Annotated in this window: 18 protein-coding genes; 10 read left to right on the top strand and 8 right to left on the bottom strand. The window is 45.9% G+C overall.

The window, feature by feature from the left end; translation table 11 throughout:
- Positions 1-4: 4 nt before the first annotated feature.
- The 4 genes from AC3WS5_RS01315 (at position 5) to AC3WS5_RS01300 (ending at position 5733) form a co-directional block, all read left to right on the top strand.
- On the top strand, positions 5-487 hold the full coding sequence (locus AC3WS5_RS01315) for a GxxExxY protein (RefSeq protein ID WP_492465386.1): 483 nt from the start codon (positions 5-7) through the stop codon (positions 485-487).
- 118 nt (positions 488-605) lie between these two features.
- The gene (locus AC3WS5_RS01310) at positions 606-1580 is read left to right on the top strand and encodes a 2-hydroxyacid dehydrogenase (RefSeq protein WP_492465385.1); all 975 of its coding nucleotides are present in this window, start codon (positions 606-608) and stop codon (positions 1578-1580) included.
- Positions 1581-1842: 262 nt separating this feature from the next.
- Positions 1843-3783 (top strand): alpha-ketoacid dehydrogenase subunit alpha/beta, encoded by a 1941-nt coding sequence (locus tag AC3WS5_RS01305; RefSeq protein ID WP_492465384.1) that lies wholly within the window; start codon positions 1843-1845, stop codon positions 3781-3783.
- Positions 3784-3885: 102 nt separating this feature from the next.
- Positions 3886-5733, top strand: coding sequence for an amidophosphoribosyltransferase (locus AC3WS5_RS01300; RefSeq protein WP_492465383.1), 1848 nt, complete (start codon positions 3886-3888; stop codon positions 5731-5733).
- Positions 5734-5900: 167 nt separating this feature from the next.
- Here the strand turns inward: AC3WS5_RS01300 and AC3WS5_RS01295 are convergent, their stop codons facing one another.
- From AC3WS5_RS01295 to AC3WS5_RS01280, 4 genes are all read right to left on the bottom strand, one after another.
- A complete protein-coding gene (locus AC3WS5_RS01295; RefSeq protein ID WP_492465382.1) occupies positions 5901-6359 on the bottom strand; it encodes a DUF1573 domain-containing protein in 459 nt (152 codons plus the stop codon).
- A 61-nt stretch (positions 6360-6420) separates the two neighbouring features.
- Entirely contained in the window at positions 6421-8187 is a 1767-nt protein-coding gene (locus AC3WS5_RS01290; protein ID WP_492465381.1) for a RagB/SusD family nutrient uptake outer membrane protein, read from the bottom strand.
- 21 nt (positions 8188-8208) lie between these two features.
- Entirely contained in the window at positions 8209-9567 is a 1359-nt protein-coding gene (locus tag AC3WS5_RS01285) for a TonB-dependent receptor domain-containing protein (protein ID WP_492466461.1), read from the bottom strand.
- A complete protein-coding gene (locus tag AC3WS5_RS01280; RefSeq protein ID WP_492465380.1) occupies positions 9549-11420 on the bottom strand; it encodes a SusC/RagA family TonB-linked outer membrane protein in 1872 nt (623 codons plus the stop codon). The genes AC3WS5_RS01285 and AC3WS5_RS01280 overlap by 19 nt, the downstream gene beginning before the upstream one ends.
- A 567-nt stretch (positions 11421-11987) precedes the next feature.
- Between AC3WS5_RS01280 and AC3WS5_RS01275 the strand changes: the two genes are divergently transcribed.
- A complete protein-coding gene (locus tag AC3WS5_RS01275) occupies positions 11988-12482 on the top strand; it encodes a SixA phosphatase family protein (RefSeq protein WP_492465379.1) in 495 nt (164 codons plus the stop codon).
- A 1-nt stretch (position 12483) separates the two neighbouring features.
- Here AC3WS5_RS01275 and AC3WS5_RS01270 read toward each other — a convergent pair whose 3' ends face one another.
- On the bottom strand, positions 12484-13593 hold the full coding sequence (locus AC3WS5_RS01270) for a glycosyltransferase (RefSeq protein WP_492465378.1): 1110 nt from the start codon (positions 13591-13593) through the stop codon (positions 12484-12486).
- Between the two features lie 153 nt (positions 13594-13746).
- On the opposite strand from AC3WS5_RS01270, the gene AC3WS5_RS01265 reads away from it, so the two are divergent.
- Positions 13747-13995, top strand: a complete 249-nt coding sequence (locus AC3WS5_RS01265) for a hypothetical protein (protein WP_492465377.1) — start codon at positions 13747-13749, stop codon at positions 13993-13995.
- Between the two features lie 41 nt (positions 13996-14036).
- Here the strand turns inward: AC3WS5_RS01265 and AC3WS5_RS01260 are convergent, their stop codons facing one another.
- The 3 genes from AC3WS5_RS01260 to AC3WS5_RS01250 all read right to left on the bottom strand — a co-directional run bounded on the left by AC3WS5_RS01260 (position 14037) and on the right by AC3WS5_RS01250 (position 17244).
- The gene (locus AC3WS5_RS01260; RefSeq protein ID WP_492465376.1) at positions 14037-15590 is read right to left on the bottom strand and encodes an Rne/Rng family ribonuclease; all 1554 of its coding nucleotides are present in this window, start codon (positions 15588-15590) and stop codon (positions 14037-14039) included.
- Positions 15591-15982: 392 nt separating this feature from the next.
- On the bottom strand, positions 15983-16855 hold the full coding sequence (locus AC3WS5_RS01255) for a tetratricopeptide repeat protein (protein ID WP_492465375.1): 873 nt from the start codon (positions 16853-16855) through the stop codon (positions 15983-15985).
- Positions 16856-16920: 65 nt separating this feature from the next.
- Positions 16921-17244, bottom strand: a complete 324-nt coding sequence (locus AC3WS5_RS01250; protein WP_492465374.1) for an HU family DNA-binding protein — start codon at positions 17242-17244, stop codon at positions 16921-16923.
- A 127-nt stretch (positions 17245-17371) separates the two neighbouring features.
- On the opposite strand from AC3WS5_RS01250, the gene mutY reads away from it, so the two are divergent.
- From mutY to AC3WS5_RS01230, 4 genes are all read left to right on the top strand, one after another.
- The gene (mutY, locus tag AC3WS5_RS01245; protein ID WP_492465373.1) at positions 17372-18466 is read left to right on the top strand and encodes an A/G-specific adenine glycosylase; all 1095 of its coding nucleotides are present in this window, start codon (positions 17372-17374) and stop codon (positions 18464-18466) included.
- 180 nt (positions 18467-18646) lie between these two features.
- Positions 18647-19057 carry a single-stranded DNA-binding protein gene (locus AC3WS5_RS01240; protein ID WP_492465372.1) on the top strand — a complete coding sequence of 137 codons (411 nt, stop codon included), beginning with the start codon at positions 18647-18649 and terminating at the stop codon, positions 19055-19057.
- A gap of 84 nt (positions 19058-19141) precedes the next feature.
- A complete protein-coding gene (gene gldE, locus AC3WS5_RS01235; RefSeq protein WP_492465371.1) occupies positions 19142-20500 on the top strand; it encodes a gliding motility-associated protein GldE in 1359 nt (452 codons plus the stop codon).
- Positions 20501-20575: 75 nt separating this feature from the next.
- Complete coding sequence (locus AC3WS5_RS01230; protein ID WP_492465370.1) at positions 20576-21169, top strand: DUF3109 family protein; 594 nt, start codon at positions 20576-20578, stop codon at positions 21167-21169.
- The last annotated feature ends 24 nt before the right edge of the window (positions 21170-21193 follow it).

Below are 21193 nucleotides of genomic sequence, written 5' to 3'. Positions count from 1 at the left end.
TTTTATGAATTCAAGCCGGCCCCTAACAACTCTAAACCTGGACAGCCATGCGAATCTGAAGACTTCGCGGTTGTCGCAAAAAATATTGACTAAAGAAATGAACCACGAGGCACCCGGATATGCAGCGGTCATGACCAGGATCATTGGTTGTGCCATGTCGGTCCATGTCACGCTTGGTGGCGGGTTTGAAGAGGAGATTTACCAAAACGCGATGGATCTGGAAATGCAGGTTGCGGAACTCGATTTCGTACAGAATATTGAAATGCCGGTGCACTACAGGAATGAAGTCGTTGGTACACGCAGGGTAGCATTCCTTGTCGAGAAACAAATTTACCTGGAATTGAAAGCGATACCCAGGCTTGAAGATTTTCATATTGAACAGGCTAATCATTATCTGGAGGCACTGAACCTGCCTGGCGGCCTGCTGATCAATTTTGGAGAATCCGGACTCAGGTTCACGGAGCTGGTGACCAATGAACTTCCTTAAATCATACTGGCCGTGATTTGGTCCGGTAGCAGACCTTGAGATTGTCGTCAAAAATTGTTGTGTCTTCATCAATGGATTTTCTGAACTTTGAAGCTAACCGCAAAAGGTATATTTTCAGATGAAAATTTTTTTAACCAGACCCATTCCCGCCGCCGGTGTACATACATTGGAACAAGCCGGACTCGAGGTTGCCACGAACAACAGGGCGGGGAGTCTTTCCTACAACGAATTGCTGGAAACATCCCGGCAATTTGATGCACTGCTGGTCGTTGGTAAATCCAGGATTGACCGTCAGTTCTTGCTTGAAAACAGGCAACTGAAAGTCGTATCCCTGTTTTCTGTTGGCTACGACAACGTGGATATAGCTGCGGCTACAGAGCTCGGTATTCCGGTAGGGAACACGCCAGGTATTCTGAGCGGAGCAACAGCAGACATCGCATTCCTGTTATTGTTGGCTGTGTCCAGAAAGGCCTTTCATAATTATAAGAAAATTCTGGATGGGGAATGGAAAGAGTTTGAACCGCTGGCGGACCTCGGTACCGAGCTGACCGGAAAGACACTGGGTATTTACGGGCTCGGGAGTATTGGATTTGAGATGGCAAAAAAATGCAGAGCCGCTTATGGCATGAAGGTCATTTACCACAACCGGAACCACAACGAAAAGGCTGAACAGGAGCTTGACGCGCGTTACGTATCATTTGACGAATTGCTGCGTGATAGTGATGTTATTTCGGTGCATGTCAACCTGACTCCCGAAACCAGGGGCGTTTTCAGCAAAGCCGCTTTCGCAAAAATGAGATCTACCGCTATTTTTATCAACACCGGCCGGGGAGCGGTACACAACGAAACAGACCTGAAAGAGGCGCTGGACAATAATGTGATTTGGGGTGCCGGCCTTGATGTAACGAACCCCGAACCTATGGATAAGAATAATCCATTGTTGCTGATGCCTAATGTTTGCGTGCTTCCCCATATTGGGTCTGCCACCGTAGAAACCCGTGAAAAGATGGCCGTCATCGCAGCACGGAACGCCATCGCAGGCCTGAAAGGCGAAAGACTTCTGAACATTGTAAATCCCGAAGTTTACGGTTAGAGCGGCACTCAAATACAAATGATCAATGACGAATTACGATTGGTCTGTAATTAAGAGAACCGTGTCTAAAAATGTCACATTTGATATAGTAGAAACTTGTTTGGCTTACGTCTACTTTAAGTTCCGGCTATTAATTTCGTAATTCCGTAATTCGTAATTCGTCATTGAATTGCGAATCATTTTCGGCAGAAGCCATTTTCTTTGGTAGGTTTGTAATATGACTTTTGATAAAAAGAATTTATCCAACGGCCAATTGCTGCACATGTATAAAAGCTTGTTATACCCCAGGCTTATTGAAGAAAAAATGCTGATACTTTTACGTCAGGGTAAGATCAGCAAGTGGTTTAGTGGTATCGGCCAGGAAGCGATCAGCGTAGGCGCCACGCTTGCTGTGCAACAGGATGAGTGGATACTTAGCCTGCACCGTCAGTTAGGTGTTTTTACCACCAGAAATATGTCGTTACACAGCCTGTTCAGGCAATGGCAGGGGCATCAGGATACGTATTCCAAAGGCAGGGAGCGCAGTTTTCATTTCGGAAGCCGCGAACACCATATTTGCGGGATGATTTCCCACCTGGGCCCGCAACTTGCAGTAGCGGATGGTATTGCGCTAGCGCATAAGTTATCCTGCAGCAATAAGGTTACCCTGGCATTCTCGGGGGAAGGAGCTACCAGCGAAGGGGATTTTCACGAAGGCCTTAACCTCGCGGCTGTCTGGGACCTACCCGTCATATTCCTGATTGAAAACAACGGATACGCGCTTAGTACGCCCACTCAGGAGCAATACCGCTGCGTGTCGCTCTCAGACAGGGCAAAAGGTTATGGTATGGAAGGGATTACCATTGATGGAAATAATATTCTCACCGTTTACGATACTATTAAGCGTGCAAGGGAGTATTGTCTGCGGTATCAAAAACCCTTTCTGGTCGAGTGCATGACCTTCCGGATGCGCGGTCATGAGGAAGCCAGTGGCACGGACTATGTTCCCGCTGATTTGTTTGAACTCTGGGCAGGGAATGATCCCATCGCAAATTTTGAACAGTATTTACTATCAATCGGCGTATTGAATGATGAGGTCGCGAATGATCTTAGACAAAATCTCAAAGAAAAAATTGAAGAGGAGATCGCAATCCCGGAAAATGATCCTCCGGTTATCGTGAACACTGAAAAAGAAACCGGCGATTTGTTTATGGCCTATCGGCCGGCCCCGGCACAGATAGATTCGGACCAATGGCCGGTAAATCAAAAACGATTTGTGGATGCGATACGTGAGGGACTTCAACAATCATTGCAGCAGTACCCCAACCTGATACTCATGGGACAGGATATCGCTGAATATGGAGGCGTTTTTAAAGTAACTGAAGGACTGGCTGAACTATTTGGACGGGACCGGGTCCGGAATACACCTCTTTGTGAAAGCGCGGTACTGGGATCGGCCCTGGGCCTGAGTATCCAGGGGTATAAGTCTGTTGTGGAAATGCAATTTGCAGATTTTGTGACCATGGGATTCAACCAGATTATAAACAACCTGGCGAAAATTCATTACCGTTGGGGTCAGCCGGCAGATGTGGTGGTTCGTATGCCAACCGGTGCGGGCGTGGGTGCGGGCCCCTTTCATAGTCAGAGCCATGAGGCCTGGTTTACCCATACTCCGGGATTGAAAGTCGTTTATCCTTCAAACCCCGCTGATGCGAAGGGCTTGCTGATGACTGCGATCAGCGATCCTAATCCCATCATTTTTTTTGAACATAAAGGCTTGTACAGAAGTGTCAGCGGTCCGGTTCCGGACGGACCCTATGAAATTGAATTTGGCAAGGCAAGGATCGTTCACGAGGGCGATGATATTTCAATCATAACCTATGGTATGGGCGTTATCTGGGCAGAAGAATTCTCCGGGGAGCACCCGGAAATCTCGATAGAGATTGTGGATCTGAGAACCCTGGCCCCGCTGGATCGCGAGTCAATTAGGGCCTCCGTTTACAAAACCGGAAGGGCACTGATCCTTCACGAAGACAATATTACCGGTGGAATAGGGGGGGAAATTGCCGCCTGGATCGGGGAAAATTGCTTTGGTTGCCTGGATGCTCCGGTAATGCGTTGTGGTTCGCTGGACACACCGGTCCCGTTTAACCGGGAGCTGGAACTTAATTATCTGGCAAAGGCACGATTGAGCCAAGTGGTAGAGGATCTGATCAACTACTGACCCACTGTCGTCGTGTTTGGCTGGCGCATGGCGGGGGATAATACGGGAAAAGAAATTAATTCGTAAAATTAGTTTAATTTTGCGGTTTTCTTTTTTACAAGTATGAGTGATCCTATAAAACATGAATGTGGCCTTGCTTTCGTCAGGCTGCGCAAAAGGTTTTCCTATTATTTGAAAGCTTACGGTACGGTTATGTGGGGACTGAACAAGCTATACCTGCTTATGGAAAAACAACATAACCGGGGGCAGGATGGGGCAGGAATTGCGGCCGTTAAGTTAAATGTGGAGCCTGGGTATCCGTTTATGCACCGGAGCCGCAGCGCTGAACCCCAGGCTATTTCGGCTTTGTTCAAGAGCATCGGGGACGAGGTAAACGACCTAAAGCAGCAGAATCCGGATATTGTCAACCATCCGGGACTAATGAAGGGGCATGTCAAGTTTTTAGGAGAGGTGATGCTGGGGCATCTCCGGTACGGAACCCACGGCAAAAATAATGTGGAATTTTGCCACCCCTTCGTTAAACGACACACGTTTCCTGCCCGCAACCTTCTATTGGCGGGCAATTTTAATTTGGTCAATACAGATGAGTTGTTTGAGGACCTGGGCATTGTCCCCAGCGATTTTCAGAAATCAAGCGATCTGGCGGCCATGATGGAGGTGATCCATAAGGCGTTGGTGGATGCTGATGAAAAGAATCCCGAACAGGTTTGTATCAAAGATGTGTTGCGTACAGTAATCCCAAAATTTGACGGGGGGTTCACAGTGGGAGGCATTACCGGCGACGCTGTAGGATTTGTGTTTCGCGACCCGCACGGAATTCGTCCCTGTTATTACTATGTGGATGATGAAGTGATCGTGGCGGCTTCAGAAAGAGCCGCAATCCGTACGACATTTAACGTTGGCGAAAATGAGGTGAAAGAACTGATGCCTGGGAACGCACTCATCGTGCAGGCAGACGGCAGTTTCGAAATTGTTGAGGTCGTTGAGCCCAAAGAACGAAAGGCCTGCAGTTTTGAGAGGATCTATTTTTCCAGGGGTGGTGATGAAAAAATCTACCGGGAAAGACGGGCGCTGGGATACAACCTGAGTGAGCAGGTGTTGAAAGCCATCGATTTTGACCTGAAGAATACGATATTCTCTTATATTCCCAATACTGCGGAAGTAGCATTTTTTGGTCTGCTTAAGGGGATGCAGTTGTATCTAAACAAGATCAAGGTGGAGCGGATCCTGAACTGGGGGAAGGACTATGATGAAGAAAAGCTGAGTGAAATGATCAACCGCCGCATCCGCTTCGGCAAGATTGCGATCAAGGATGTGAAGATGCGAACATTCATCACGGAAGATGCAAGCAGGAATGAGATGGTCCAGCACGTGTACGACGTGACTTACGGGACTGTGCGCCCGGGTGTGGATACCCTCGTTGTGATAGACGATTCGATTGTCCGGGGTACTACGCTGAAGCAGAGTATTATCAGGATGCTGGCGAGGCTTCAGCCTAAAAAGATCCTGGTTTTGTCCTCTGCGCCTCAGATCCGCTATCCCGATTGTTACGGTATTGATATGAGCAAAATGGGCGATTTTATTGCTTTTAATGCTGCAGTGGAAGCTTTAAAGGATAAGGGCGAGGAAGAGCGCCTGGACGAGCTTTGGGACCGGTGCAAGGAACTGAAAGCTGCAAATCTCCTGCACACCGAGAATGTAGTGAAGCAACTTTATAAAGGCACTACGGTGGTTGAACTGAGCAATAAGATTGCCGAAATGATTACGCCCGCAGGAATAAATATTCCCGTACAAGTGATATTTCAGAGTGTTGAGGATCTGCACAAAAGCTGTCCCAATAACCTGGGCGACTGGTATTTTACCGGGGACTACCCTACGCCCGGGGGTAACCGGGTGGTTAACCAGGCCTTTATGAATTACATGGAAGGCAAGGACGAAAGAGGTTATTAATAACCTGAGACTTAGGCTGAGGCTTGCCTGCCGTAGGCAGGTTAAGATTTAATATATATATATATATATATATATTAAATTTAGTATCTAACGTCTAGTATCTAATGTCTAATGTCTAATATCCCGCGTCTAATATCTATCGTCTATTATTCAGACGACCCGTCTTCTCAAGGCATCACTTCTCCGTGAACATACAGCGTATGGTGCGCGTAGTTACTGGTGTTGGATTCAATAGTGACAACCTTTTGGACAGGACCTTTCTGTCCCTTACTGTGAAACGTGACCTTGATTTTTCCGGATTCACCTTCAAACACCGGGTCCCGGGTATAATCGCTGACGGTGCAACCGCATGTAGACGATACTTTATTAATGAAAAGCGGTTTTCTGCCAATATTAGTGAAGGTGAAAGTATGACTGACACTGTCACCATCCTTTAGGTTCCCAAATTCAAACTGGTTATCATCAAATTTTATTTTCGTGTAATTGGGCGTGTCAAGCATCGCCAGGAAAGCCGGTTGTAGATGAAGTGTATTCTCGTATGGATTTATCCGCGGTCCCCCTTGTTTACATGCATACAATGAAAGGGCTAAAAAGAAAATAACTATTGGGAAAAAATATTTCTTCATTTGGGAATAATTAAAAAGACGGAGGCACTTGTGCCTCCGTCAAAAATAGGTTAAATTGTATTTAATATCCGGGGTTTTGTTTTAATGTAGCAGTGCCGTTTACTTTGCTTACATCGATCTGATCCAAAGGTATTGGGTAGTACTCATTTTTTCCTTGCGTCCATTTTCCCTGTCGTATATCCGGGGTCTTTTTTCCCTCGAAGGCATAATACGCGTTGATCTGCGCGTTGGCTTCACCCCACCTCGACAAATCAAAGAAGCGATGGCCTTCCATGGCAAGCTCCAGCTTTCTTTCAAAATAGATGGCCTTCAATGCAGCCGCTTTGCTCGTAAAATAAGAGGCCGGGTAATTACTTATTTTGTAATTAGCCGCGGGTGTTGGGGAGAAACCGAGTTCAGGTTTTGTACTGTTCACAAATTTGTAAACAAAGCCGGCAGGATTAGCGGCCCTGGTACGCACCCTATTTACATATTGCCGCGCTTTTTCCAATGATCCGGCCTGTGCTTCACTCTCAGCGGCCAATAACAGCACGTCTGCAAATCGTATCAGTAACACATTAATAGCGGAACCGGGAGCCCAGGATCTTTTGTCCCAGTATTTGTCGGAAGTTTTTCTCCAGAACACATTCTTTTTGGGCGCATACGGACCTGAGTAAGCCTGGTCTCTCACCCATGACATGCCGGGGTAAAGCTGCCAGTCGAGATAGGGGATGCCCCTGCGGCCTGCGGTCCAGTCGACCCTGGGATCTATCGGATTTGTTTCGTCGGGACTATATGGAGTCTCTGAGGTGATACCGAAATCACTTTTTACGTCTTCGGAGTTATAGGTATCCAGCATTGGAAGTCCGTTGTCATCTACCCGGTAAGAATTCACCAGATCAAAGGAAGGTTGAAAAAAACCACAACAGCCGAACGGTCCACCATAGGGGAAATTCAGCATCCACGCGAAGTTTGCATGTGCAATTTCCGGTGACTGGTCATTGGCCGACATTTGAATAGCGAAAACAGACTCCGGTCCATTCTCTTTTTCCGGCCTGAAATTGTCTTCGAATTCTGGTAACAGATCATATTTGGCTCCCTGTGAGGTAACGCCATTGTCGATTACATCTGTAAAAAGCGCTTTGGCCTCATTGTATTTTTTCTCGTACAGATAGACTTTTGCTAAATAGGCCGCTGCTGCCCATTTGTTAGCCCTGCCTACCGAGGGAGCTGTATTACCCAGGTTGTCCATCGCAAATTTGAAGTCGGCTTCGATTTTCGGCCAGATATCTTTGTCGTTGGGTTGTTTATAATCGGTCGTAGTTTCGTCGATCCAAGGCGCCATATTAAACATTTTCTTTAGCTGAAAATAATACACTCCTCTCAGAAACTTGGCTTCGCCAACCAACAGTTTCATTTGTTCAGCGGGCACATCTTTAGTGGCGCCGGCGACTTTTAATACCGAATTGCATCTTGCAATACCCTCATACATGGCGCGCCACATATCGCTCATAAACCCATTGCTGGGGTCGGTACTCCAGTTTGTAATGGAGTTCATGGGTGGCTGATCGCTGGCATCACTTCCCTTGTGTGCATCGGGGGAAGCAATACTCCCGTAGATCCAGTTGTCCTGGGATGTAGACCAGGAACCCCAGCCTACGGTATAAGTACCGTCGAGCGCACCATAGGCTCCTATCAACAGACCGGTGAGTCCCGGAAGGGTGGCGAGCGTCTGCTCATTTAAACTGCCCTGGGGTTTATATTCGAGAAAAGATTTGCCGCAGGAATTTGTCAGAAAAACCAGGGCAATTGCTGTAACAGTGATTCTGAATATATTAAATGTTTTCATATCAAAATGATTTTAGATGGGTTAAAAGTTCAGATTGAGACCCACGATAACTTGCCGGGGAATAGGTACCATACCTTCATCCCTGCCCACACCGGTGGTACCGCCACCTACTTCAACCTCCAGGCCGGTGTATTTTGTCACAGTGAAAAGATTTGCACCCTGTACATAGATACGTGCCCGGTTGAGATGGGCCTTTTTTAACAGTTCAGCTGGAAAGTTAAAACCCACTTGAACATTCTTCAAACGTAAGTAAGAGCCATTTTCTACGAAGTATGAGCTGGCCACATCACTGGTGCTGAAAGTGGTTTTGTTTTCCTGAATCGGTGCTTTCGCATTCATATGGTCCGGCCTCCAGGAATTGTAAAGGGCCGTCTTGCTCTTGGCACCGGCGAAGTCGCCATAGAAGTCCGTCCACCACCTAACCTGGTTGTATATTTCTGCTCCCTGCAGGCCATAGAAGAAGGCGCTGAAGTCGAGGAACCGGTACGACAGCGCCAGATTCAGTCCATATGAAAAATCAGGATTGGGGCTACCCAGAATAACCCGGCTACCGGGGGTTACAAAACCTTTCCCAAGGTCGTCATATTTGAAGCGGCCCACACCCATGCCGCCCTGATAAACGTCTGCGCCTTTAGCCTGCGCCTGTTTATTGGCTGCATCAATCTCTGCCTGACTATTCCAGAATCCAACTACCCGGTAGCCGAAATAAGAGCTTACCTGCTCACCAACTCTGTTGATGGTGTTCGCACCGTTCCGGGCCCAGTTACCGAAAAATTCAGTACTTCCGTCAGAAATTCTTACGATATTGTTATGATAACTGGTAAATGTGAGGTCCCCTCTGAGGGTCAGATCCCGTGCCAGAACCGTCGTTGTTCCCAACCGGATATCAATACCGTCATTCTTCATTTTGGCAATATTTACCGCCGGACGGCCTGCGCCGCCCGCTGTACCCGGTAGCTGTGCTGTGTAGAGAAGATCCTTGATGTCTTTGCGGTAGTATTCGACTGAAAGATCGATTAATCCATTTTTAATATTGGCATCGAAGCCTATATTAGCATTCACATCACTTTCCCAGATGCCATTGGGGTTGCCGATAAAGTTCTTGTAGAAACCCTGAACCAGCGTATTATTTGTTCCATTGACATCATACCAGGAGTTGTTTATGTTTGATGCAAAAGTGGTAAATGAGTTTCCTGAACCTGCATTTTGGTTACCCATGATACCGTAGCTGCCCCGGATCTTCAGTTCCGTGAGCCAGTCAATGGTCTTCATGAAGGATTCCTGAGAAACGCGCCAGCCGGCACTTACCGCCCAGAATGTACCCCAGGGATAGTTAACGAACTTCGAAGCCCCATCGCGTCTTACGCACTCAACAGGTATCTATCCAAGAGGCTATAATCGAGTCTGGCAAAGTAAGACATCAGGGAGTTGTAGTCTTTCCACGAACTTACATTCGGCGAACTGGATCCATTGCCCATGTTAGTATAGTTTGGGTCAAATGAAAAATAGCCTGTTCTGGAGCCATCCATTCCCATACCACGATACTTTACGGCTTCAGAACCGATCAGCGCCGTGAAATCATGAATACCGATCACCTTTTTGTAGGTAGCCGTGTTGCTCCAGGTCCAGGTATAATTTCTACCCCACCATTCGCCATAAGTATTAGACTGACCATTTTCTGCATTCTCATAGGCAGGGAAGCTAAACCAGTTTCCATTCCAGTAATTAAGCTCTCCACCAAAGCTGGTCCGAAGGGTAAGCCCTGCGAAAGGATCGACCTCGGCATACAGATTTCCCAAAAGCCTGGATCCATAATCCACGTTGTCGCTGCTTCTCATCAGGTTGGCGACCGGGTTCGTGGCGTTGCCAAGTTTACCACCGTAAGTGCCGGCATAATTTCCCATGATATCATGAACAGGGATAATCGGTTGCTGCCGGTACGACATGCTGACGGGGTTACCCTCGCTGTTGTTTGTTTCCCTGGGATTCCGGCTCAGCGTAAAGGCCATGTTTTCTCCGACCCTAATGCTTCTGCCAAGTTTGTAGGTGGTGTTTACGCGGGCGCTATACCTTTTATAATATTTAGTAAGCAGATTGGACTCCTGATCAAAATAGTTGAGTGACATGAGAAAGGTACCCTGTTCACCACCGCCGGACATGGTAAGGTTGTGGTTGGTGATAGGTGCATCTTTCATAATTTGATGAAACCAGTCAGTCCCGCTCTTGTTCGCTTTTACGATCCGGTAAAAACGGTCAAAATCAGATCCCGTTGTATAATTAGGGTTCACGTAGTATTTGGAAGGATCAGCATCCGCGGGCGTTACAGCCAAACCGTTCACTTTCCCGGCTATAATATAGTCAGGCAGAACCGGTGTAGCACCTTTGCCGTAGAGGGGATCATCGGTAGGAAAACTTCCTGGAGTGTTTTTCAGTGCCATCCACTTCAGGTTGGCCATTTCCTGAGGATTCAAAAGGTCAAAAACATTTCCTTTCTTCACATATTGCATTCCGTAATAACCATCATAGGTAATATTTACCTTTCCCTTACCTTTTTTTGTAGTGATGATGATCACGCCGTTAGAAGCACGAGATCCGTAAATTGACGCCGCTCCCGCATCCTTCAATACCTGGAGACTCTCTATGTCAGCAGGATTTAAAGAGGCAATGCCAAAAGTCGGAACCCCATCCACAACGTACATGGGCGTGTTGTTACCGAAAGTGTTGATCCCTCTGATTTTGATACTGGGTTCCTCGCCCGGTTGTCCCGATTGAATGATGGTCACACCCGAAGCATGGCCCTGCAATTGTTCGACCACATTGGCTGTAGGTTGCTTTTTGATGTCGTCTACGTTTACAACCGACACAGCCCCCGTCAGATCTTTTTTTCGTTGCGTGCCGTAACCAATCACAACTATTTCACCAAGACCGGTCACGTCAAGTACCATAGTCATATTGATGACTGAGCCACTGCCGACCGCTATCCCCATTGGTTTATAGCCAACCGCGGAAAAAAGCAGGGCATCAGCGGGTTTAGCCGTGATGGTGTATCGGCCGTTCTCATCCGTGGTTGTACCCGTGGTTGTACCCTTTATGGTTATCGATACGTTAGGAATGGGATTGTTGTTCTCGTCTGATACCGTACCGGAGACGGATTTGGTTTGCGCAAGCAAATGAGTGCTAATGCCAAGAGCAAACAGCGGTATCAGCATGTAAGCAAGGGTTTTTACTTTCATATTTATTGTTTTTTGATTTATTGACTTTCGAAAAAGTAAGGCGGGGACACGCAATAAGCAAGCATCTACATCCTTCACACAGAGGGACAAGCGCACAATAGATGAAATTTAAGTCTTTTCGGCAGCTACCGGGGGACTTTCATTATGGAGACTCTGTCGATTCTTTAATTCTGGCTAAAACCATACCCGCACCTATAAATAGGATGGTTCTAAGTTGCGAAACTGTAAGCTTCATATAGCTTTTTTTGGCTTATTAAGGAATAATGCGATATAGCAATTCATAAAAATAAGTGAAAAATCAAGGATTATAAAATATTTTTATCCACATTTTTCAGCATGTGTGGATTACAGATAATCTTATGCATCCGGCAGGCAGAAATAATGCTTCAATTAGATTCTGGGGTCCTAGCAATTTACTTCTATACGCCTGGAAAGCAATCTCTAATGGGATATTGTGCGCGCCCATTAAAATCAGTCTTTTCTTTGTAGTGGAACTGAATTTTTTAACGCAAGACCCAAGGTTACATTGCAGGCATTTTGTAACTTAGACTCTGGAAAAAACTATTTATGAAGACTTTGATCATTATTCGGCACGCAAAGGCGGAGCAGAGCCTTGGAAGCGATCTTTTCCGGAAGCTTACCGAAAGGGGACACCGGGATGCGGAATTGATGGCCAAAAGATTGTTGGAAAAAGGCTACAGAATTGATAGGATTTTTTCCAGTCCGGCTATGCGCACGCAACAGACAACAGAACATTTTGTCCGGGTACATCGCATTTCTGCTGACCATGTCAATTATTTCCGGGCACTGTATCTCGGAGATACCCTCAATTACATGGAAACGGCAAGATGGTTGAGAGAAAATGTTAATACACTGGCAGTAGTGGGGCATAACCCTGGGGTAACTAATTTTACGAACGATATCACCCGCTCACATATCGACAATATACCCACGTCCGGCATTGCCATTATCCGGGTGGATTGCAATATTTGGGAGGATTTTGACCGGGCAGCTAAAACACTGGTGGAGGTAGACTATCCATCGCTGGTGTACGGACGGTAGCCTATAATCTCCCCAAAAAATGATCCAGGATCTCCGGCAGAAGATTGCTGAGTTCGGGGTCGCCTGACTGGTAATGAAAGTCCTTCGCGTTTCTTAAAGCAGTTTTCAGACTAAATTTATTTTGCCTGCAATAGGGAGCAAAATGGTTTCGCTCCAGCAGACTTGCTAAATATTCCTGTTCGGTTTGACCGGGCGTAGGAACCAGAATTGACTTTGCACCAGCCGAGTAGAGGTCCATGATTGAACTATATCCACTGCGGCAAATCACATAACCGGCTTCCAGGACAGCCCGGTTCATCTCCTCCGAACTCAGGTGATTGAAATAACGCACGCCCCGAATAGGCGGTAGAGAGATTTGATCGCCTGGCAGACCCCGCACGAGGTCTGCCTCGATAATACCTGATTGAAGGTCACTTAAAAGCTTCTCTTCAAACAGGGTGCGCTGAGGCTCAGGTCCGGAAAGAAGGATCAGAACCTTGTTGTTTTTTTTACTTGTCGGGAAATACTTCAAACGCGAAAGAGGGCCTGTGTACCGGCAGGGAACCGAGGGCATTTGTTGCGGATGGGAAAGCTCACCACCCAGACCCGGAGCTTTGGGAAAGTCGGGTATCCAGCATTCGCTGAACCGCTGAATCCATCGATAAAGAATTTTTTGAATCAGGTCTTCAAGCATCCGGGAGTATGGGATCCTGATCCTGAGCTGATGTGTAACTAAAATACAGGGGATGCGGGGGTTGTACATCCCATATCGATTGTCGCTGATCACGGCATCCAGCTTGTGTTGATCTGTTACCTTCCGCAGCCATCGCCGTTCTTTTTGAATGGACCGGAGGATGCCAGGCAGTTGCCGCAGGATCCTGAAACTAAACCCCCTCCCAGTTCGTGAATAGCGAATATTGTAACCGGGCAGGTCCAGGAATTGACAATCCGGGAATTCGGGATTCAGTATCTTTTTCTGAATTTCATTGCCCGCCAGTATAACATCCGCGCCCTTTTGCAGTAACCCCCGGATTACGGGAATACACCGGGTGGTATGCCCAAGACCCCAGTCTAAAGGTGCGACGAGAATGGTAAATTTTGCTTCCGCTGCGGCAGGTCCCCAAACAGGCATGATAATTTCTTTATAATTATTTGAGTTTGGAGTGTAATGTACTTTATTTTAAAAAAATAGAACTCCAGGGCATAGAGTATTGTTTTATATATATTAAGGTAACCTGTGTATGAACATGCTGACCCAGGCGCCTTCAACCAACTCCGAAATTTTATGAACAAGAATCAGAACAAAAGGGAAATCATTTATCTGACTCGGGGTCATGTTCTCTCCCCGGGGCAGCTTGAGTCCGAATTGGAGGACCTCCACTCCATCGTGGCAGCAGAGGAGACAGCAGATAATTTTTGCAGGATTTTTGAGTTACTGAACCGCAACCGGATCACTGCCAGCAAGACCAGAATTCTTGAGTTTCTGCGCGAAACGGAGGAAAAGCCTTTCAGATTTCTGATCAATAAAAATTAACCCGGACTATGATGTCCGGGCTAAATACGCAATACAATAGCTTACATTTTTATTTCTTCATCATTGATATCGAAGAAATGATACTCCGTCAGATAAAAACTGCTGTCCTTATCCATTCGTAGTTTCTGACCAAATTTCTTATTCCACCGGGCAATCTTGCTGCTCCACCAAAAACCCTTGGTGAGGTAGGCATACATGATCGGATGTACAACCAGCTTCAGGCCTTTATGCTTATGAGTGATCAGGTAATGCAGGTTCCTTTCAATTTCGTCTTCGAGTACAAGCGATGAGGATATTTTTCCGGTTCCATTACAACTGGGGCAGACTTCCTGGGTGTTTATATTGACTTCGGGGCGCATCCGTTGACGCGTGATTTGCATAAGTCCGAATTTTGAGATAGGAAGCACCGAATGTTTTGCCCGGTCAACTTTCATCAGGTCGTCCATTTTCTCATATAACCTTCGCTTGTTCTCATTGAGTTTCATGTCAATGAAATCCACTACAATAATACCACCCAGATCACGCAACCGTAGCTGTCTGGCGATTTCTTCTGCTGCTTCCAGGTTGGTTTCAATGGCATTTTGCTCCTGGTTATTGCCAACGCTTTTGTACCCGCTGTTTACGTCTATAACGTGGAGGGCCTCTGTGTGTTCAATGATTATGTAAGCGCCGCTATTGAGGTTTACTGTTTTGCCAAATGACCCCTTAACCTGCTTGGTAACCCCGAATGAATCGAAAACATTACCCGGACTTTGATAGTGGTCAACGATATCTGCTTTTTCCGGAGCTATTTTCTGTATATAATTCCGGGTTTCGTTGTAAAGACTTTTATCGTTAACGACAATCTTGTTAAAATCGGCAGTGAGCAGGTCGCGAAGGATACTGTTAGTCTTGTTCTGTTCGCTTAATATTTTAGTTGGGGCCTTGGCGCCTTTCAGGTTTTGTTGCAAAATAGACCAGGACTTTACAAGGTTCGTCAGGTCTTCATGCAGATCTGCGGTATTCTTACCCTCAGCGGCTGTTCTTACGATGACACCGAAATTGTGCGGTTTGACCGCTTCAATGATTTTTTGCAGCCTTTTTCTCTCTTCCGCAGAATGTATCTTTTTTGAAACGGCAACGATGTTGTTAAAAGGGGTGATGACCACGTAGCGCCCCGGGAGGGAGAGTTCACAACTTAACCTGGGTCCTTTCGCCGCGATGGGCTCCTTTAGGATTTGCACCAGCACGGATGGCTTACCACCCAAAACCTCGGTGATCTTTCCCGTTTTTACGATTTCCGGTTCCGGTACAAATTTTGAGAAATCAAACGGCTCAGGTCCGCTGTCGCTGGATGCCAGGTTTGTAAATTTGAGGAGCGACCTGGCATAGGGGCTCAAATCGGTGTAATGAAGGAAGGCATCTTTCTCATACCCCACATCTATAAACGCGGCATTGAGCCCGGGGATAAGTTTTTTTACCTTCCCCAAATAAACGTCTCCGACTGCAAAACGGGCATCATTTTTTTCACTGTGCAGTTCGACCAGCTTTTTATCTTCCAGTAATGCTATCTCCACACCTGTGGGGGCAGCATTAATTATCACTTCTTTATTCATGAAATGTTCATCATACGTAAATATACCCCGAAAACGGGCATTAATCCCGGCCGGTAAACCTTTCTATTGCATGCGGAAGGAATGAATATGGCAATGATGAAGGAGTGATTTTGCACGCACCAGGTCGACCAACCTTGTTAACAATAACCTGGAATAGTATGAACACCCGCGCGGGCCGGTAGTTATTCACCAGTACATGCAAGGTCTCATACTATCCCCGGTATTCAGGCCGGAAAAAAATAAAATCAGCTTATTTCTTCTTTTTATGGCGGTTTTTTCTCAGTCTTTTTTTGCGTTTGTGAGTCGCGATTTTATGACGTTTTCTTTTCTTACCACAAGGCATACTACAAAAATTTTTTTAAAATTGTTTTAAAATATATCCGGATCAGGGTCTATTTTTCAAGAACCTTAATCCTCTTTTCAATCTCGGCTTTTAGATCGTTACGATTAACCTCCGGCAATAATTTCCGGTACCAGGTCAAAGCATTGGCTTTGTCACCCTCCCGTTCATAAAGATCAGCCAACATAAGAAGCGCCTGTATATTATTGGGTTGCATCCGTACCACCGTATGCAGTCGCTCCCTGGCTTTTTCAGTCTGGCCGGACATCAACGAACCCAGAGCCAGCGTCATCTGGGCGTAAATATTTGTGCTGTCCCGATCGGTGACTTCCCTGATCTTTGCGATCCCCTCCATGGGTGCGACAGAAATATCGCCAAACAGATAGGCCGCACCAATACCAACTTTTGACGAATCATTGGCCGGATTTATTATTAAAGATCTCTCCAACAGGTCTTTCGCCTGCAATGCCATCCACCTCCGGAGCGCAGGATTTTCCTCCCTTTGCACCTGATTCAACAAAAGATGGCCTGCAAAGGTCAGACTTTTTTCCGAATTTTCCAACCGGGCTGATTCAGCCGTGTACCAGGCATAGGGAACAAAGGCCCTGCCGGTATCTCTCCAGAAATGGGCCAACTGATGAAGAATATCGGGTTGATGTGATTTGTCACTCCCGGGCGACAGGGATTTTTCTAAAGACTCTACTCTTGACAACTGATCCGGAGGTAGGTTTCTTTTGTCTGATGTAATCAGCGAATCTATTGAAAGGTCGGCGATTACTCCACCCTGACTGCCCCTGTTAGGCCCCAGTGCTGATTTTTCTTTATCCTTATGCCCTTTGATGGCAGGTAGCATACCACCTAGTACTAACAACAACGCGACCAGCACAACGCCGGCAGAAAGGACATAAAATTGCGGTTTCTTCATATTTGAAATCCGGAAAATGCGAAGATAACCCCAATTTGACAAAAAGCATTATGTTTTGCAAGGAATCAGAAATCGCGTGGCTCGCCCTGATCCTGGTCAGCCTTGGGCTCCTTTAATTTCTTGACATCGGCAGTAAACTCCTTGGCGGGTTTGAAGGCCGGTATGTAGTGCTCTGGTATGTGAACAGCAACGTTCTTCTTGATATTCCGGCCAATTTTTGCAGCTCTCTTTTTAGTGATAAAACTGCCAAATCCGCGAATATAAATGTTCTCACCCGAAGCCAACGTATCCTTTACCTCCCTGAACATGGTTTCGAGTGTTACCAGTACATCCACTTTAGGAATGCCTGTTTTCTCTGAAATTTTGTTAACTAAATCCGCTTTGCGCATAAGATCATTTATTTAAGTTAATGAGGATATTTTAATTAACAACACGATCATCTGTTTTTTGTTTTTCAATAAGTTACACGCAATTTTAAGTCCAAAAATAAAAATTTAAATACTTTTAGGCCGGTTTTTGACAAATTTAATACATAATCTATTGTTATCCAACAAGTTTTCAAGAATACTATTAAAATGGCACTATTCGGAAAACAAAAGGCAGATGCCCTGGAAGGGTATATCGGATCCTTATAAAATATGGTTGAGCGAGATTATCCTGCAGCAAACCCGTGTAGAACAGGGAGTTGATTATTACCACGCTTTCATCAAAAATTTCCCGGATGTTTACGCACTCGCCAACGCCAGGCCTGAACGGGTTTTCAAACTTTGGGAGGGTCTGGGTTACTACAACAGGTGCCGTAACCTACTGGCGACCGCGGCAGATATTGCTCATAACAAAGGGGGAGTTTTTCCGGATACTTACGAGGATATATTGAAACTGAAAGGTGTTGGTCCCTATACCGCCGCCGCCATTGCGTCCTTTGCTTTTGGCCAGCCCCATGCTGTGGTTGATGGAAATGTAGTCCGGGTTCTGGCCAGGGTCTTTGGCATCGGACTTGCTTTTTCAGAAACTTCAGGAAAGAAAAAATTTCACGAGCTCGCCAACAAGTTGCTCGATATGAAGCGGCCTGGGATTCACAACCAGGCCATGATGGATTTTGGAGCTACCGTTTGCAAACCGGCTTTACCGCTTTGTGACAACTGTATATTTAAAAAATCCTGCATAGCTTTCAGGACCGGCCAGGTGGCAGCTTTACCGGTGAAAATCAAAAAACCCAAACTGCGGAAAAGGGTTTTTTACTTTTGGGTTCTCGAAGACGGCGGGAAAATAGCCATAAGAGAACGGAAAGAGAATGATATCTGGAAAAATCTTTTTGAATTCCCCATGATTGAAAAAGAGAGCGAATCCCTGATGACTGAGGCCGGTATGGTCGAGGATGGTATTGACCGGGGTTTTATCCGTCACCTTAAGGATATCGGTAATATCAGCGCTCCGTATACCCAGACGCTTACTCATCAACGCATTAGTGCGGTTTTTATCAGGGCAAGATTTTTCCGGTCGGGCATGAAAGAATCCTTTCGCTGGGTGAAACCCGAAGAACTTCACCGGGTCGCTTTTCCCAGGATTGTAAAGGATTATCTCAACAGCCCTGAGACGATTTTTCCCTGAACCGATGCCCTCCAGAAAATACGAATTTTCAGCATCCGTAGCTCAAAAGTTCAACGTGGGGAGGAAAAATAATTCGGGAGGATACCGGTCAAACAATTCTTTTTGTTTAATGATCCAAAAAAATTAATTTTAATTGGTACTTGATACCCTTTAAATGGGTAAAATGATAAATTTATAATTATGAGAGGCGTTAACAGAGTTATGTTGATCGGAAATTTGGGCAAAGATCCGGACATAATGGTGCTTGAAGGAAATATTGCCGTTGCAAAATTCCCGTTAGCTACCACGGAAACATTTAAAGATCGTACAGGCAAGCTTGTCTCACAAACTGAATGGCACACCGTTGTACTTTGGCGCGGACTCGCCGAACTAGCTCAAAAATATTTGCATAAATCCAGCCTCGTATATATCGAAGGAAGATTGCGGACCCGGAGTTGGGATGATAAAGAAGGGCAAAAGAAGTATATCACAGAAGTTGTTGGAGAGAACCTCATTATGCTTGACAAAAAGGCGGAAGGAACTATATCCGGTGAGGAGCACGGATTAAATACAGCACCGGGTGCGGAGGGGTTGGATCCGAACCCGTTTTAGCAGATCGGTAAAAATCAATATTTTTGCCCGTACCTGTACCTGTGACCGGCTCTCAAGAAGTATTGTAACTTTAATTCGTTTATTTTGAGTCTTTTTCCTTTCTTAATAATCGCGAGCGGGAATTTTCTGGGGTCAGAGCTACCGGAAAATGTCAGAGGAGCAACAATTCTGATCGTTATCCTTTGTATCCTGGTTATTTTTTCATTCGCGATTGCAGGGACACAAGCTGCCATATTTTCACTTGAAGATGAAGAGGTCGATCTTCTGAAGACCAAACAGGAATCTTCAGCAAGAAGGATTTTGAGTCTGCTCGAAGAACCCAGGGAGACCTTTACTTCTATGCTGATTTCCAAGACCTTTATTAATATAAGTATCATTGTTCTGTCCAATTATTTGATCAACCTCTATGTCCCCGAACACTATCTTAGCAGCACGCTGGCAATTGTGCTCAAGTTTATCCTGATAGCTTTCCTGCTTCTCTTCCTCGTCGAGATATTTCCAAGAGTATGGGCTTCGCAGAATAATTTGAGATTTGCATACGAATGGTCGATACTCGTGATGCTGGTGGAGGGGATACATCTTTTCCTTGCCAAGATCAGCCGAAGTGTGGTCGCTATCGCGGAAAGTGTGGGAAAGGGCGTGGGAGCTGATAAGGCCGAGGAGACAAGTATCCAGCAGTTTGATGAAGCTGTTGACGTTCAAACGGATGAGGAAGTTACACCGGAAGAGAAAAATATCATGAAGGGGATCGTGAAGTTTGGAAAGATCTCTGTTAAAAAAGTTATGCAGAGCCGGCTTTACGTCAACGGAGTTGAATATAATACTTCTTTTAACGACCTCGTACACAAGATTGCCCTGACTCATTTTTCCCGGCTCCCGGTTTATCGCGAAAACCTGGACCATATCCTGGGCGTTTTGAATACCAAAGATATTCTTGCCGATTTGTATCGCAATGACCCGACTTACGACTGGCGCTCAAAGATAAGGCCCGTGTATTTTGTGCCGGAAACGAAATTGATTGAGGACCTCCTGACCGACTTTCAAAGTAAACGAATTCATTTTGCCGTTGTTGTGGATGAGTTCGGGGGAACGAGTGGTATTGTTACATTGGAGGATATCATCGAGGAAGTGATAGGTGAAGTTAAGGATGAGTTCGATAAGGAAGAGAACCTGGTGAAACAAATTAATGAGAACACATACATTATTGAAGGACGCGTGGTCATCCAGGATATGTGTAAGGCTATGAAGATCCCCGCTGATACTTTTGAGAAAGTAAGGGGAGCCAGCCAGTCGGTGGGCGGCCTCGTTGTTGAGCTTTCCGGTGAACTACCACAGAATGGTAATACAGTACGGGCAGGGGATTTTGAATTTACTGTACTGGAGACTGAAAAGAACAGGGTGAAACTGGTTAAAGTGACCATTTTCTCCAGACAAGCCGCCTGAAAAATCAGGTTAGGTCTCAAACCACCACTGAACAATTTTAAATTAACATATATACAAAAAACAGACTGAATAATTGTGATATTAATAGAGAATAAGATCATCAGTGATGACATCATCGAAGAAAAATTTGTTTGTGATCTTTCAAAATGTAAAGGGGGATGTTGCGAAGATGGTGACGCGGGAGCTCCATTGACCGAAGAAGAATTGGATCTCGTAGTTAAAAACTATGAGATAATAAAACCCTATCTCACCCCTGAGGCTATTGACCAGATAGAGAAGAAAGGTAAATACGAATACAGCATTGAATTCGGATGGGTGACGCCCACCATCGAGGACGACCACGGCATATGCGTCTATGCCTATCGTGAGGCCAATGGCGTGATCAAGTGTGCATTTGAACGTGCCTACAATAATGGTGAATCAGACTGGAAGAAACCCATGAGTTGTCATTTATATCCGGTCATTGCCTATCAGGGGAAACATGGGGACTACGAAAGGCTCAACTATGAACCTCGTGAAAAACTTTGCAGCCCCGCCTGCGCGCTGGGGGAGCAACTCAAAATCCCGGTGTACAAGTTTCTGAAAGAACCTCTGATCCGGAAATATGGCAAAGAGTTTTATGAAGCCCTGAAACAGGTGGCCCTGCACAAACAGGAAAAAGAAAAATAACGTTTAGGAGCTGAGTGATCGGCA

It is taken from the genome of Niabella sp. CPT15-335-S11, assembly GCF_058792415.1.
Note: the sequence above shows the minus strand (reverse complement) of the source record. Positions and strands in the feature narration are given on the sequence as shown.

Coding starts and splice junctions, on each gene's coding strand:
- AC3WS5_RS01310 (WP_492465385.1), top strand. CDS start 606: ATGAAAATTTTTTTAACCAGACCCATTCCCGCCGCCGGTGTACATACA.
- AC3WS5_RS01280 (WP_492465380.1), bottom strand. CDS start 11,420: ATGAAAGTAAAAACCCTTGCTTACATGCTGATACCGCTGTTTGCTCTT.
- AC3WS5_RS01270 (WP_492465378.1), bottom strand. CDS start 13,593: ATGCCTGTTTGGGGACCTGCCGCAGCGGAAGCAAAATTTACCATTCTC.
- AC3WS5_RS01290 (WP_492465381.1), bottom strand. CDS start 8,187: ATGAAAACATTTAATATATTCAGAATCACTGTTACAGCAATTGCCCTG.
- AC3WS5_RS01260 (WP_492465376.1), bottom strand. CDS start 15,590: ATGAATAAAGAAGTGATAATTAATGCTGCCCCCACAGGTGTGGAGATA.
- AC3WS5_RS01275 (WP_492465379.1), top strand. CDS start 11,988: ATGAAGACTTTGATCATTATTCGGCACGCAAAGGCGGAGCAGAGCCTT.
- AC3WS5_RS01305 (WP_492465384.1), top strand. CDS start 1,843: ATGTATAAAAGCTTGTTATACCCCAGGCTTATTGAAGAAAAAATGCTG.
- AC3WS5_RS01240 (WP_492465372.1), top strand. CDS start 18,647: ATGAGAGGCGTTAACAGAGTTATGTTGATCGGAAATTTGGGCAAAGAT.
- AC3WS5_RS01250 (WP_492465374.1), bottom strand. CDS start 17,244: ATGCGCAAAGCGGATTTAGTTAACAAAATTTCAGAGAAAACAGGCATT.
- AC3WS5_RS01265 (WP_492465377.1), top strand. CDS start 13,747: ATGAACAAGAATCAGAACAAAAGGGAAATCATTTATCTGACTCGGGGT.
- AC3WS5_RS01300 (WP_492465383.1), top strand. CDS start 3,886: ATGAGTGATCCTATAAAACATGAATGTGGCCTTGCTTTCGTCAGGCTG.
- AC3WS5_RS01255 (WP_492465375.1), bottom strand. CDS start 16,855: ATGAAGAAACCGCAATTTTATGTCCTTTCTGCCGGCGTTGTGCTGGTC.
- AC3WS5_RS01315 (WP_492465386.1), top strand. CDS start 5: ATGAATTCAAGCCGGCCCCTAACAACTCTAAACCTGGACAGCCATGCG.
- AC3WS5_RS01295 (WP_492465382.1), bottom strand. CDS start 6,359: ATGAAGAAATATTTTTTCCCAATAGTTATTTTCTTTTTAGCCCTTTCA.